Annotated in this window: 12 protein-coding genes; 9 read left to right on the top strand and 3 right to left on the bottom strand. The window is 68.6% G+C overall.

The genetic code is table 11. The features are described 5' to 3' along the window. Genes rbbA through AC07PZ_RS12975 form a run of 4 tightly spaced genes read left to right on the top strand, consistent with a single transcriptional unit; the run spans position 1 to position 6,521 of the window. Entirely contained in the window at positions 1-2,748 is a 2,748-nt protein-coding gene (gene rbbA, locus AC07PZ_RS12990) for a ribosome-associated ATPase/putative transporter RbbA (protein ID WP_495295697.1), read from the top strand. A gap of 1 nt (position 2,749) precedes the next feature. Then, positions 2,750-3,877 carry an ABC transporter permease gene (locus AC07PZ_RS12985; protein ID WP_495295503.1) on the top strand — a complete coding sequence of 376 codons (1,128 nt, stop codon included), beginning with the start codon at positions 2,750-2,752 and terminating at the stop codon, positions 3,875-3,877. Then, positions 3,874-5,316 carry a bifunctional enoyl-CoA hydratase/phosphate acetyltransferase gene (locus AC07PZ_RS12980; protein WP_495295502.1) on the top strand — a complete coding sequence of 481 codons (1,443 nt, stop codon included), beginning with the start codon at positions 3,874-3,876 and terminating at the stop codon, positions 5,314-5,316. The genes AC07PZ_RS12985 and AC07PZ_RS12980 overlap by 4 nt, the downstream gene beginning before the upstream one ends. Then, the gene (locus AC07PZ_RS12975) at positions 5,313-6,521 is read left to right on the top strand and encodes an acetate/propionate family kinase (RefSeq protein ID WP_495295501.1); all 1,209 of its coding nucleotides are present in this window, start codon (positions 5,313-5,315) and stop codon (positions 6,519-6,521) included. Before AC07PZ_RS12980 ends, AC07PZ_RS12975 begins: the two co-directional genes overlap by 4 nt. 10 nt (positions 6,522-6,531) lie before the next feature. Here the strand turns inward: AC07PZ_RS12975 and AC07PZ_RS12970 are convergent, their stop codons facing one another. Both AC07PZ_RS12970 and AC07PZ_RS12965 read right to left on the bottom strand, forming a co-directional pair. Then, complete coding sequence (locus tag AC07PZ_RS12970; RefSeq protein WP_495295500.1) at positions 6,532-6,747, bottom strand: hypothetical protein; 216 nt, start codon at positions 6,745-6,747, stop codon at positions 6,532-6,534. A 68-nt stretch (positions 6,748-6,815) separates the two neighbouring features. Next, positions 6,816-7,340 carry a DinB family protein gene (locus AC07PZ_RS12965; RefSeq protein WP_495295499.1) on the bottom strand — a complete coding sequence of 175 codons (525 nt, stop codon included), beginning with the start codon at positions 7,338-7,340 and terminating at the stop codon, positions 6,816-6,818. A gap of 41 nt (positions 7,341-7,381) precedes the next feature. Here AC07PZ_RS12965 and AC07PZ_RS12960 point away from each other — a divergent pair, with 41 nt between their 5' ends. Continuing rightward, positions 7,382-8,575, top strand: a complete 1,194-nt coding sequence (locus AC07PZ_RS12960) for a citrate synthase (RefSeq protein ID WP_495295498.1) — start codon at positions 7,382-7,384, stop codon at positions 8,573-8,575. A 20-nt stretch (positions 8,576-8,595) separates the two neighbouring features. Here AC07PZ_RS12960 and AC07PZ_RS12955 read toward each other — a convergent pair whose 3' ends face one another. Further along, positions 8,596-9,579 carry an NAD(P)H-dependent flavin oxidoreductase gene (locus AC07PZ_RS12955; protein ID WP_495295497.1) on the bottom strand — a complete coding sequence of 328 codons (984 nt, stop codon included), beginning with the start codon at positions 9,577-9,579 and terminating at the stop codon, positions 8,596-8,598. A 57-nt stretch (positions 9,580-9,636) separates the two neighbouring features. On the opposite strand from AC07PZ_RS12955, the gene AC07PZ_RS12950 reads away from it, so the two are divergent. From AC07PZ_RS12950 to AC07PZ_RS12935, 4 genes are read left to right on the top strand one after another with little or no spacing between them, the layout of a single operon-like run. Next, complete coding sequence (locus AC07PZ_RS12950) at positions 9,637-9,900, top strand: hypothetical protein (RefSeq protein WP_495295496.1); 264 nt, start codon at positions 9,637-9,639, stop codon at positions 9,898-9,900. A 22-nt stretch (positions 9,901-9,922) separates the two neighbouring features. Then, positions 9,923-10,318 (top strand): hypothetical protein, encoded by a 396-nt coding sequence (locus AC07PZ_RS12945; RefSeq protein ID WP_495295495.1) that lies wholly within the window; start codon positions 9,923-9,925, stop codon positions 10,316-10,318. Then, positions 10,315-13,188 carry a response regulator gene (locus AC07PZ_RS12940; protein ID WP_495295494.1) on the top strand — a complete coding sequence of 958 codons (2,874 nt, stop codon included), beginning with the start codon at positions 10,315-10,317 and terminating at the stop codon, positions 13,186-13,188. Before AC07PZ_RS12945 ends, AC07PZ_RS12940 begins: the two co-directional genes overlap by 4 nt. Beyond that, positions 13,181-14,095 carry a diguanylate cyclase gene (locus tag AC07PZ_RS12935; protein ID WP_495295493.1) on the top strand — a complete coding sequence of 305 codons (915 nt, stop codon included), beginning with the start codon at positions 13,181-13,183 and terminating at the stop codon, positions 14,093-14,095. Before AC07PZ_RS12940 ends, AC07PZ_RS12935 begins: the two co-directional genes overlap by 8 nt. Positions 14,096-14,165 lie beyond the last annotated feature (70 nt).

The following is a 14,165-nucleotide window of genomic DNA, read 5'->3' as shown; positions in this document are numbered from 1 at the left end:
GTGGACGTGAGCCCGAGTTCGGCCGTCGCGCGCGTGGCGAGCGTGCAGCAGCGCTATGGCGCCAATGTGGCGCTCGACAGCATCGACCTGGTCATCCCCGCGGGCTGCAGGGTCGGCCTGATCGGGCCGGACGGCGTCGGCAAGTCCAGCCTGCTGTCGTTGCTGGCGGGCGCACGCGTGGTGCAGGCCGGCCGGGTCGAGGTGCTCGGCGGCGACATGGCGGACCGGCGGCATCGCGATGCCGTCTGCCCGCACATCGCCTACATGCCGCAGGGACTCGGCCGCAACCTGTACCCGACGCTGTCGGTGGAGGAGAACCTGCAGTTCTTCGGCCGCCTGTTCGGCCACGGTGCGGCGGAGCGCCGGCGCCGCATCGACGCGCTGATGCGCAGCACCGGCATGTACCCCTTCCTGTCGCGGCCGGCGGGCAAGCTGTCGGGCGGCATGAAGCAGAAGCTGGGCCTGTGCTGTGCGCTCATCCACGACCCCGACCTGCTCATCCTCGACGAGCCGACCACCGGCGTCGACCCGCTGGCGCGCAGCCAGTTCTGGGACCTGATCGACCGCATCCGCGGCGAGCGGCCGGGCATGAGCGTGATCGTCGCGACCGCCTACATGGAAGAGGCGCAGCGCTTCGACTGGCTGGTCGCGATGGACGCCGGCCGCGTGCTCGCCACCGGCACGCCCGCCCGGCTGCTCGCGCAGACCGGCAGCCGCACGCTGGAGTCGGCCTTCATCGCGCTGTTGCCGGAGGCGCGCAGGCAGGGCCACCGCGAGGTGGTGATACCGCCGCTGGCCGCGTCGGCCGATGGCGAGATCGCGATCGAGGCCAGGGACCTGACGATGCGCTTCGGCGACTTCGTCGCGGTCGACCATGTGAGCTTCCGCATCCGGCGCGGCGAGATCTTCGGCTTCCTCGGCTCCAACGGCTGCGGCAAGTCGACCACCATGAAGATGCTGACCGGCTTGCTGCCCGCCAGCGAAGGGCAGGCGTGGCTGTTCGGGCGCGAGGTGGATTCGTCGGATATCGAGACGCGCCGGCGTGTGGGCTACATGTCGCAGGCCTTTTCGCTCTACACCGAGCTCAGCGTGCGGCAGAACCTGGTGCTGCATGCGCGGCTGTTCCGCGTGGCGGAGTCGGACATCCCGGCGCGGGTGGACGCCATGGTCCGCCGCTTCGGGCTCGGCGACGTGGTCGATGCGTTGCCCGACGGCCTGCCGCTGGGCATCCGGCAGCGGCTGTCGCTCGCGGTGGCGATGGTCCATCAGCCGGAGCTGCTGATCCTCGACGAGCCGACGTCGGGCGTCGACCCGGTCGCGCGCGACACTTTCTGGCAACTGATGGCCGACCTGGCGCGGGGCGACCGGGTGACGATCTTCATCTCGACCCACTTCATGAACGAGGCCGAGCGCTGCGACCGGATCTCGCTGATGCACGCGGGCCGCGTGCTGGTCAGCGACGCGCCGGCCGCGCTGGTCCGCCAGCGCGGCGCGGCCACGCTGGAGCAGGCCTTCATCGGCTATCTGGAGGAAGCGGGCGCGCGCGGCGAGGCGGGTCCGGTGGACGCGGCGGCGGCGGCAACACCGTCCGTGCCGCCCGCGCCGCGCGGAGGCCGGCGCGCTGCCTTCAGCTTCGCACGCGCATGGAGCTACACGCTGCGCGAGATGCTGGAACTGCAGCGCGACCCGGTGCGCGCCACGCTGGCGCTGCTGGGCACCGCCATCCTGATGTTCATCATCGGCTACGGCATCAGCATGGACGTCGAGAACCTGTCCTATGCGGTGCTCGACCGCGACCAGACCGTGCTGAGCCAGAACTATGCGTTGAACCTTTCGGGCTCGCGCTACTTCATCGAGAAGCCGCCGATCGCCGACTACGCCGAGCTGGATCGCCGCATGCGTGACGGCGAACTCGCCCTGGCCATCGAGATACCGCCGGGCTTCGCGCGCGATCTCCAGCGCGGCAGCAGCGTGCAGATCGGCGCCTGGGTCGACGGCGCGATGCCGATGCGGGCGGAAACCGTGCGCGGCTACGTGCAGGGCATGCATCAGCTCTGGCTGGCCGACATGGCCACCCATCGGCTGGGCCTGGCGCCGGTGGCGGCCAGTTCGCTGGAGACGCGCTACCGCTACAACCCCGACGTGCGCAGCCTGCCGGCCATGGTGCCGGCGGTGATCCCGCTGCTGCTGATGATGATCCCGGCGATGCTCGCGGCGCTCTCGGTGGTGCGCGAGAAGGAACTGGGCTCGATCCTCAACCTCTACGTCACGCCGGTCACGCGCGCCGAGTTCCTGCTCGGCAAGCAACTGCCCTACGTCGTGCTGGCGATGTTCAACTTCCTGCTGCTGGTGGTGCTGGCGATCGCGGTGTTCGACGTGCCCGTGACCGGCAGCTTCGCCACGCTGGCGCTGGCGGCACTGCTGCTGGTGGTGTGCTCGACCGGCATCGGCCTGCTCGCCTCCACCTTCACGCGCAGCCAGATCGCCGCGCTGTTCGTCACGATGATCGGCACGCTCATCCCTTGCGTGCAGTTCGCCGGCCTGCTCAACCCGGTCTCCTCGCTCGAAGGCGCGGGCGCGTTCGTCGGCCACATCTATCCCGCCACGCACTTCCTCACCATCAGCCGGGGTGTCTTCAACAAGGCGCTTGGCTTCCACGCCCTGATGCCATCGTTCTGGCCGCTGGCCGTCTCGGTGCCGGTGATCCTCGGGCTCGCGGTGCTGCTGTTGAAGAAGCAGGAGTCCTGAGGTGCGTTCGTCGGCTGCCAACATCTACCGCCTCGGCATCAAGGAGCTGTGGAGCCTCGTGCGCGACCCGACGATGCTGGTGCTCATCGTCTACACCTTCACGCTGTCGATCTACGTGGCCGCGACGGCCATGCCGGAGACGCTGCACAACGCCGCCATCGCGATCGTCGACGAGGACGCCTCGCCGCTGTCGGCGCGCATCGCCTCGGCTTTCTATCCGCCGCATTTCCGGACGCCCGTGATGATCACGCCCGCGCAGGCCGATGCCGGCATGGATGACGGCGACTTCACCTTCGTGCTCGACATCCCGCCCGACTTCCAGCGCGACGTGCTGGCGGGCCGCGCGCCCGCGGCCCAGCTGAACGTCGACGCCACGCGCATGAGCCAGGCCTTCACCGGCAGCGGCTACATCCAGCAGATGGTGGCGCAGGAGGTGAGCGCGTTCGTCCAACGCCATGGCGACGCTGCGGCGCCACCGGTCGACCTGGCGCTGCGCATGCGCTTCAACCCGAATCTCGAGCAGGGCTGGTTCGGCTCGCTGATGGAGATCATCAACAACGTGACGATGCTGTCGATCATCCTGACCGGTGCGGCGCTGATCCGCGAGCGCGAGCACGGCACCATCGAGCATCTGCTCGTGATGCCGGTCACGCCGGCCGAGATCATGCTTGCCAAGGTCTGGTCGATGGGCCTGGTGGTCGCGCTCGCGGCACTCGTCGCACTGGTGTTCGTGGTGCAGGGCGTGCTCCAGGTGCCGGTGCAAGGGTCGATCGCGCTCTTCATGCTGGCGGCCGGGCTGCATCTGTTCGCCACCACCTCGATCGGCATCTTCCTCGCAACGCTGGCGCGCTCGATGCCGCAGTTCGGCATGCTGCTGGTCCTGGTGCTGCTTCCGCTGCAGATGCTGTCGGGTGGCTCCACGCCACGCGAGAGCATGCCCGCGCTGGTGCAGAACGTGATGCTGGTCGCGCCGACCACGCACTTCGTCTCGGCCTCGCAGGCCATCCTCTACCGCGGCGCGGGGCTCGACGTGGTCTGGCCCCAGTTGCTCGCCATCGCGGGCATCGGCGCGGGCTTCTTCGCCTTCGCGCTCAACCGCTTCCGCCGGACCATCGGGCAGATGACATGAACGACATCGAATCCACTTCCACGCCGCCGCCCGCCGATGCGCTGCGGCTGATCCGCAACCGGCTGTTCGACGAGATCGCGGTGGACGACACGGCGAGCATCCGCCGCACGCTCAGCGCCGAAGACATCCAGCTCTTTGCCGTGATGTCCGGGGACGACAACCCGCAGCACGTCGACCCGGACTACGCCGCGTCCACGCGCTTTCATGGCGTGATCGCGCATGGCATGTGGGGCGGGGCGCTGATCTCCGCGGTGCTGGGCACCCGGCTGCCCGGGCCCGGCACCATCTACCTGAGCCAGGCCATGCGCTTCCTCGCGCCCGTGCGCATCGGCGACACGCTCGACATCAGCGTGACCGTCGTCGCCCGCGACGAGGACCGCAAGCGGCTGACACTGAGCTGCCTGTGCGTCAACCAGCATGGCACGCGCGTGATCGAGGGCGAGGCCGAGGTGATCGCGCCGACCGAGCGCGTCGAGCGGCCGCGCACCGTGCTGCCCGAAGTGCGGTGGGCCGCCGGTGCCGCCGACGGCAACCGCGCGCTGCTCGATCAGGTGCGCTCGCTCGGATCGATCCGCGTGGCGGTGGTGCATCCCTGCGATGCGGTCAGCCTGTCGGCCGCGCTGGCGGCGCGCGACGCCGGCCTGATCGTGCCCGTGCTGGTCGGGCCGCGCGCCAGGCTGGTGGCCGTGGCCGCTGCCGCCGGACTCGACCTGACCGGCATCGCGGTCGAAGACGTGCCGCACAGCCATGCGGCCGCGGCGCGCGCCGTGGAACTCGCCGCGCGGAGCGAGGTCGATGCGCTCATGAAAGGCAGCCTGCACACCGACGAGCTGCTGGCCGCGGTGGTTGCCGCCGGCAGCGGCCTGCGCACGAAGCGGCGCATGAGCCACTGCTTCCTGATGCAGACGGCCGCCTACCCGCGGCCCTTCATCATCACGGACGCCGCGGTCAACATCGCGCCCGACCTGGACGCCAAGGCCGACATCGTGCGCAACGCGATCGACCTGGCGCACGCGACCGGCGTGGCGCTGCCGCGCGTCGCGATCCTCGCCGCGGTGGAGACGGTCAACCCGCACATGCCGGCCACGCTCGACGCTGCCGCGCTGTGCAAGATGGCCGATCGCGGCCAGATCACCGGCGGGCTGCTGGACGGTCCGCTGGCCTTCGACAACGCCGTGTCCGTCGCGGCCGCGCGCATCAAGAACATCGTGTCGGACGTGGCGGGCCGGGCCGACGTGCTGGTCGTGCCCGACCTGGAAAGCGGCAACATGCTCGCCAAGCAGCTGGAGTACATGGGCAACGCGTCGAGCGCCGGCATCGTGATGGGCGCCAGGGTGCCGATCGTGCTGACCAGCCGTGCCGACTCGCAGGCCTCGCGCCTGGCATCCTGCGCCGTCGCGCTGCTGCTGGCGCGCCACCATGAAACGAGCCCGCCATGAAAGAGACCATGCACAACCCATCGACCGGCGCCGTCATCGTGGTGCTCAACTGCGGCTCGTCGAGCATCAAGTTCGCGGTGTTCGACGCGGGCATCGACCCGCTGCCGCGCGAGCCGGCCTGGAGCGGCAAGGTCGAGGGCATCACCGGCTCGGCGCCGACCTTCAGCGCGGGCGGCCAGGCGGCCGAGCCGCTCGTGCTCGACGCGGCGCAGCCCTACCACGGCGCGCTGGCGCACATCCGGTCGCGGGTGCTCGGCTGGCTGGACGGCCGGCCGATCGGGGCGGTCGCGCACCGGGTCGTGCATGGCGGCAGCCGGCACTTCGCGCCGCTGCGCATCGACCGCGCCGTGCTCGACGAACTGGCCGGGCTGATTCCGTTGGCGCCGCTGCATCAGCCCTTCGCGCTGGAGGCGATCGAAACATTGCTGGCGGAGCGGCCCGATCTTCCGCAGATCGCATGCTTCGACACGGCCTTCCACCACACGCTGCCCCAGGTCGAGCAGATGCTGCCGCTGTCGTGGGACGCCTGGACCGGCGGCCTGCGGCGCTATGGCTTCCATGGCCTGTCGTACGAGTACATGTCGATCGCGCTGCCCGAGCGCCATGGCGAGGCCGCGAAGGGGCGGACCATCGTCGCCCATCTCGGCAGCGGCGCGAGCCTGTGCGCGATGGACGGCTTGCGCAGCGTGGCCACCACCATGGGGTTTTCTGCGCTCGACGGTCTGATGATGGGCACGCGCTGCGGCGCGCTCGACCCGGGCGCGGTGCTCCACCTGATGGACACGGGCGGGCTCACGTCGCAGCAGGTCGGCCACCTGCTGTACCACGGGTCCGGGCTGCTCGGCATCTCGGGCGTGTCGTCCGACCCGCGCGAGCTGCTGCGCTGCGAGCACGACAACCCGCGCGCCGAAGCGGCGCTCGCGCTCTACGTCCGGCGCATCGTGCGCGAGATCGGCGGGCTGGTCGCGGTGCTCGGCGGCATCGACATGCTGGCCTTCACGGCCGGCATCGGCGAGCACAACGCGGTGCTTCGGGAGCGCATCTGCGCGGGCCTGGGGTTTCTCGGTCTGGCGATCGACCCGGCCGCCAACCTGGCCAACGCGCCGCTCGTCTCGGCCCCCGAAAGCCGGGTGCGCGTCGTCGTCGAGCCGACCAATGAGGAATGGGTCGTGGCGCAGCATGCGCTGGACCTGGGCGCGGACTGAGCCGCCTTGCTCACGTCTTCGGGTCGATCGTCCTGACCAGGCCGGTAGACCAGTCCCTTCGCGCGGCGCCCGTCTTTTCGATGGTTTCGATGCCGAGCAGAAGCCCTGCATGCGCGAGATGAACGGCCTCGGCAATCAACTCCGGCGTCATGACCTTGGACGCTCCCATTTGAGTGACGACTGCTGCTGCGATCGTCGCTGTCGCTTGAAGAGTGACGTGGTCCATGGAGCTCCAGAGGAATGCAAACGTCGATTGTCTACCCCTGCTGAAACCAGGCCATCCGGTTGTCAGCGTCAGGTCGGTTCGGTGCCTCGTGCAACCAGGCGTTGATAGAACAACAGGTCCAGTTCCGGCGCCTGTCCGGAAAGGCCGGTGAGCACCGCATGCGCCTGGCCTCGATGGTGCGTCTGGTGATTGAACCAATGCGCCAGCGCAGGTGCCAGTGGCTGCACCTGCGCTTCGGGTGTGCTGACGCGCCGGTACGAGATGCTGCCGGCCAGCGCCTGGTCGTCGAGTCCGTCCACATAGCGCTGGATGCGGGCGTCTTCGGCCTGGCGTGCGGCACGCAGCGCATCGAAGTCGTCGAACAGGACGGCATCCAGCCGATCCGGCGCCGAGCCGGCACCGGTGAACCGCTGCATCCAGATCCGGTCGGTGGCGAGCAGGTGATTCAGCGTGCCTTCCAGCGATCCGAAGAAGACGCCGCGGTGTGCCCGGTACTGCAGCGCCGGCAACTCCGCGACCGCGTCGTACAGACGGCGATTGGCCCAGGCGTTGTAGCCTGCGAACATGCGGTAATGTTGCTGCTGAGGGGTCATGCGGTCGATTCTTTCGTGCCCCCCGGACAGGGTCAATCTTGATGCAGTCGATCAATCTGTTGCCGGCGCAGCTGTCGCCATGGCTGGATTCCCCCACGGCGCTGGCGCTGCTCGGGGTCCAGGCGCAAAGCCTGTATGCCAGCGTCAGCCGCGGCAGGATCCGCAGCAAGGCCGACCCGGCCGATCCGCGCCGGCGCCTGTACAGCCGCGACGACGTACTGCGGCTGGCCACCCGGAAGTCCGGCGCTGCGCCGGCGCGCGAGGTCGCCTTGCGGGCGGTTGCGTGGGGCGAACCGGTCTTGTCATCTGCCGTGTCGACGATTGCCGATGGCCGGCTCTATTACGCCGGGCGACCGGCGTTGCAGCTTGCGGCCACGGGCGCAGGACTCGAGCAGGTGGCGGCATTGCTGTGGAACGCGCCGCGGGTCGGCTTCGACGCGACCGACGCCGCCAGCGTCGAGCCCGCGGGCGGTGGCCTGCGCCGTGCACTGCTGCGCATGGCCGCAGCCGCTGCCGACGGTGTGCCCGCAAGAGATCGTCCGCCGGCCGAATTGCACACTGAGGCCGCCAGCCTGGTCGCCTCGATCGCCCAGGCCTGGCTTGGGTGTTCCCCGGCGCGCGCGCAAGGCGGTTCCTCGATGCATGTGCAGATGGCCGCGCGCTGGGCACGACCCGAGGCCTCGGAGGCCATTCGCCAGGCGCTGGTGCTGCTCGCGGACCATGAACTCAATGCGTCCACCTTTGCCGCGCGCGTCGCGGCATCGACCGGCGCGTCCCTGGCCGCGGCGGTGTTGGCGGGTCTTTCGACGCTGACGGGGCCGATGCACGGCGGCGCTGCGGCCGACCTCGGCGTGCTGCTCGAAGAAGCCCGCGTGCTGGGCGTTGCGATGGCCGTGGCGCGCCGCCTGCAATGGGGCATGCCGCTTCCGGCGTTCGGCCATCCGCTGTATCCGGATGGCGATCCGCGTGCGGCGGCGTTGCTGCTGGTGTTCGAGGCGCCAGTGGATTTCACGGCGTTGGCGGCGGAGGTCGTGCGGGCGACCGGCGCGCTTCCCAACGTGGATTTCGCGCTCGCCGCCATGGCCGGCGCCCATGGGCTGCCGCACGACGCGCCGCTCGCGGTATTCGCGGTCGCCCGGAGCGTGGGCTGGATCGCCCATGCGCTGGAGCAGGGGCGGTCCCGGGCACTGATACGGCCCAGGGCGTACTACTCGGGGCCCGGACTGGACGCCTGAGCTTTGGCGGTCGATGCCGTTCAGGCGGCCGCGTCGGCGAAACCGGCCAGGCGCTCGTGGATGATCGAGTGCGCCTCCTCCATGATCCGGTCGATCAGTGCCTTGACGGTCGGCACGTCGTGGATCAGGCCGGCCACCATGCCGCAGGACCAGGCACCCGCGTCCATGGCGCCCTCGCGCATGATCTTCGGGTAGACGCCGGCGACCTCGTCGATGATGTCGTCGAACTTCAGCGCGGCGCCGAGCGTGCGCTCCTTCTCGAGCAGACGATCGACTGCCGCGTTCTTCAGCACGCGCTCGGTGTTGCGCAGCGGCCGCATCACCAGCCGGGTGTCGAGTTCGCTGGCGGCCAGGATCGCCTGCTTGACGTTCTCGTGCACCGGCGCTTCCTGCGTGGCAATGAAGCGGGTGCCCATGTTGATGCCTTCTGCGCCCAGCGCGAGTGCAGCCACCAGCGATCGCCCGTCGGCCATGCCGCCGGATGCGACGAACGGGATCTTGAGTTCTTCCGCGGCGCGCGGCAGCAGGATGAAGTTCGGAACGTCGTCCTCGCCAGGATGGCCGCCGCATTCGAAGCCGTCCACGCTGACGGCGTCGCAACCGATCGACTCGGCCTTCAGCGCATGGCGCACCGACGTGCATTTGTGGATCACCTTGACGCCGGCCTCGTGCAAGGCGGGCAGCCATTTCTGCGGGTTGTTGCCCGCCGTTTCGACCGCCTTGACGCCGCCGTCGATGATCGCGCGGATATAGCCGGGGTAATCGGGTGAGCTGACCGTCGGCAGAAAGGTCAGGTTCACGCCGAAGGGCTTGTCGGTCATGACGCGGCAGCGCGCGATTTCCTTGGCGAGCAGGTCGGGCGTGCGCTGGGTCAGCCCGGTGATGATGCCGAGCCCGCCCGCGTTGGAGACGGCCGCGGCCATCTCGGCGTAGCCGACGTAATGCATGCCGCCCTGGATGATCGGGTGCCGGATGCCGAACAGCGTGGTGATTCGGGTTCTCATGTGTGTCTCCTGTGGGCCGAATGAATCGGCGCGAGCGTACCGGCGCCGCACCGCCGGATGCCGTCTCGCAAGCGACTGGGCGGCACGGGCCCCCATACCGCGGCCGTGCCGGCGCTGCATTTGAAATATGCGGAGGGCCGATTTCGCATTGATTTGCATATCGCCTCGCCATTTACCTTTTTCGGCCTCTGCCTGTTCACCCCGGATGCTTCGGCCGACCGTATGATCGATGTATCAGCATATTTCCTTGTGAAACTATTTCTGCGGGGAAAATCAGCAGTCGAATTTCCTGACCCGAAATACCGGGGTCACGAAATTTAATTAAATCTTCTGTATTACTCTTATGCGATCAATTCGTCAGCCGGGCGTGGTGCGCGGCGCAGTCCGGCGAAAGGCCGACACGGCATTCGAGTTCCGCGAGCTTTGGCCGGCCGTGGCGCTGCTGGGCGTCTTCCTTGTCGGCCTGGTCGTCGCCACGTTGTATCCATCCGGCAGCGACGACCAATATGCGGTCGTCGCGCCGCCCTGGTTCAACCGCCATCAGACGATCGGCGTCATCGAGTCCGTCGATGCCGGCATCGTCGACACCGGCGGCCCGGCGAACATGCTGATCGTCCATTCCAGCGCACCCGACGCGGTTCGCAAGCTGTATGCCGCGGGCGCGTGGCTGGTGATCGATCCGGTGCGGCTGCGCGGCTGCATCGGCTTCGGCCAGGCCAAGGGAGAAGGGCGCGCATGACGGCCGAACTCGACAAGGTCCGCGGCCGTTTCGGGCGCTTCCTGATCATCCTGTTCTGGCTGCATGTGCCGATCCTGGCGATCGTCGCCTTGCTGGTGGGCAAGTCGGTGGTGGCCGCGGCGCTCGCCGGTGTCGTGCTGGCCGGCGCCTATCACCTGAGCTGGTGGCGCAACGGCATCGCGCCCGTCACCCGCTATCTTTCCGCCGTCGCCCTGATGGGGCAGCCGGCGTTGTTCGTCTACCTGATGTCCGGGTCGGCGTGGCAGATGGACATGCACATGTACTTCTTCGCCACGCTGGCGCTGACGATCGCCTGGTGCGACCGGCGGGCGGTCATCGTCGCGGCGGGGGCGATCGCGTTCCACCACCTGCTGCTGGACTTTCTGTTGCCTCAGGCCGTCTTCCCGGCGGGGGGCGATCTGGCGCGGGTTCTTCTCCATGCGGGGATCGTCGCCTTCCAGACGGCAGTGCTCGTCTGGCTGAGCGACACGCTGGTCGAAAGCTTCGGCCGGATCGGTGCGATGAGTGCCGAGATCATGGCCAAGAACGAGGCGCTCGAGGCGCGGACGCAGGAGGCGGAGGAAGCCAATCGGGCCAAGAGCATGTTCCTGGCGAACATGAGCCACGAGATACGCACGCCCATGAATGCGATCCTGGGCTTCTGCCACCTGGCGTTGCGCACCGACCTCACGCCGAAGCAGAAGGCCTATGTTTCCAAGATCAACGGCGCCGCCGTTGCGCTGCTGCGGCTGATCAACGACATCCTGGACTTCTCCAAGAACGAGGCCGGAAAGCTCACGCTCGAGACCCGGCCTTTCAGCCTCCAGATGTCGCTCGACAACCAGCTGCACCTGGCCGCGATGGACGCGGAATCCAAGGGCGTGGTCGTTCGCTCGGTGATCGACAAGGCCGTGCCGCGAACGCTGGTGGGGGACGAGCTCCGCTTCAATCAGGTGGTGCTGAATCTGGTGAGCAATGCGGTGAAGTTCACCGAGAACGGCACCGTCACCGTGTCGGTGGACGTGCTGGCCCGGAGCGAGAAAGGCATCACGTTGAACGTGTCCGTGCAGGACACCGGCATCGGCATGACGCAGGCGCAGCAGGCGGCGCTGTTCAATTCGTTCAGCCAGGCCGACAGCTCGACCACCCGCCGCTTTGGCGGCACCGGCCTGGGCCTGGCGATCAGCAAGCAGATCGTCGAGCTGATGGGTGGTTCGATTCGCGCGGAGAGCCGTCCGGGCGCCGGCAGCACGTTCTTCTTCACGGTCGTGATGGGCATCGGCGAAGACATCGCCGTGCCGGCCACCGGCCTGCCGTCGGCGGAAATACGGGATCTGCGCGTCCTCATCGCGGACGACAACCCCGCGTCGCGGGAGATCCTGCAGGGTGTCTTCGCGTCCTGGTCGATGCCCGTGGACCTGGTCGCCTCCGGCGAGGAAGTGCTCGGCGCCCTGGACATCGCGACCACGGCAGGGAACCCCTACGATCTGGTCCTGATGGACTGGAAGATGCCGGGCCTCGACGGCATCGAAACCGTCAAGGCCATGCGCGCCAACACCAAGTTGACGCGCCTGCCGGTCGTGCTGCTCGTCACGGCCTACCGGCACGACGAGTTCAGGGGCGAGGCCGAGGCCAACAACATCGCCGCCTTCCTCGTCAAACCGGTCGACCCGAACGTGCTTCTCGAGACGATCACCGGCCTGTTTTCTGCGGGCGGCGCGCCGAAGGCCGGCAGCGCGGAAGTCACGAACGCGATGATCCCCATGGTGACGGTGCCGCTGCGCGGGTTGCGGGTGCTGCTGGCCGAAGACAACGACATCAACCGCGAGATCGCCGTCGAGTTGCTGACCGATGCTGGCCTGGAAGTCGACACCGCGGAAAACGGCCGCATCGCGTGCGAGCGCCTGGCCGAGGACGGGGCGCGCTACGCCGCCGTGCTGATGGACGTGCAGATGCCCGAGATGGACGGCGTCGAGGCCACGATCCGCATCCGGCAGGATTGGTCGGCCGACAAGCTGCCGATCATCGCCATGACGGCACATGCCTACGAGGCCGAGCGCCAGCGCTGCTTCGCGGCGGGCATGAACGATCACATCGCCAAGCCGGTCGATCCCGCGCTGCTGGTGCTCACGCTCGACCGTTGGCTGAAGCCGCGCGGGTCCGGCGGCGAAGTGCGTGCGCCGGTGCGCACCGTCGTTGCGGAACCGGTGGCCGTGAAGGTCGACGACCTGCCCGACAGCCTGCCGCCTTTCGACATCGAAGCCGCCCTGAAGCGTGTCAACGGCAAACGGCCCTTGCTGCGCAAGCTGATCCTCGGCTTTGCGGATGGTTTCGCCGAGGCCGTGCCGACCTTGCGCAGCCAGATCGCCAGCGGCAGCCGGGCGGAAGCCAAACGACTGGCCCACACGCTCAAGGGTGTCGCCGCATCGCTGGAGGTGCCCGCGGTCTCCGATGTCGCCGCCCGCATCGAGGCCATGCTGAGCGACGGCGAGCTGGATGGCATCGAGGCCCTGCTCGACGAGTTGGCGCAGCACATCGCGCCTGCGCTTGCGGCCGCCCGGAGCCTTGCGCCGCCGGTCGCGCCGGCCGCTCGACCGCAGGCGGGCGGGGCGGTCGATGCCTCCGCCGCGGAAGCGTCGACCGAGGCGTTCCGCATGGCGCTCAAGCGCCGCAGCCTGGGCGCGCGCACCGCATTCGAAAAACTGGGTCTGGCGCTGGGCATGGCACCCGACACGATAAGGACGCACCCGATCAAGGCCGCACTCGACAAGCTCGACTACGACGGCGCCATGCGACTTCTCGATGAAGGCTCCGCCACCGGCGTCGCCTCCGGACCTTCAACCCCATTCCAAGAGCGCTCCGATGACTGACCGTGCCGTGATACTGATCGTCGATGACGAGGTCTCGAACATCGAGATCATGAATGCGGCGCTGGAGGACGACTACGAGATCTGCTTCGCGACTTCCGGCGAGCAGGCCATCGAGGTCGCGCGGTCCGTGCTGCCCGACCTGATCCTTCTCGACGTGCTGATGCCCGGCATCGACGGCTACGAGGTCTGCCGCACGCTGAAGAGCGACCGGCTGCTGGCCGACGTGCCCATCATCTTCACCACCGGCCTGGACGATCAGGACGCGGAAGCCAAGGGGCTTTCTCTCGGCGCGATCGACTACGTGACGAAGCCGATCCAGCCGGTCGTGCTGCATGCGCGCGTGCGCAACCACATCGAGCTCAAGCGGCTGCGTGACCAGCTGGCCCAGATGGCCGTCACCGATGCGTTGACCGGTCTCAGCAACCGCCGCCGCCTGGAGCAGACGCTCGAGGTCGAGACGGCCCAGCTGTCGCGCACGGGCGAGTGGCTGTCGGTGTTGATGGTCGACATCGACTTCTTCAAGCTGTTCAACGACACCTATGGGCACCCGGCCGGCGACCGCTGCATCACGATGGTCGCGTCGGCACTCTCGCGCGCCGTTCGCCGCGCGTCCGACCTGGCCGCCCGCTACGGCGGGGAAGAGTTCGCCTGCGTGCTGCCCGGCACCGATTCGGACGCGGCCCTGACGATCGCCCGGGAGATCCATGCGCAGGTGCATTCGCTGGGCATTCCCCACACGGGTTCCACCATCAGCTCGCACGTGACCGTGAGCATCGGCATCGCGACCGCGCGCTGCCTGCCCGGCATGGCGGCCGATCTCTGGATCAAGCATGCCGACCGCCAGCTCTACCTGAGCAAGTCGGGCGGGCGCAACAGGATCCTGGGCGACACGTTCGAGGCGGCTTGAGCGGCATCGTGAACTCCCCGCCGAGGCCGTGCCGGCATGTCCATGCGGCGCCGCACCGCGTTCGTCGTTG

The sequence above is a fragment of the Variovorax sp. GW821-FHT10B04 genome, assembly GCF_059415645.1.
The sequence above is the reverse complement of the archived record's forward strand: the minus strand, read 5'-3'. Positions and strand labels throughout refer to the sequence as shown.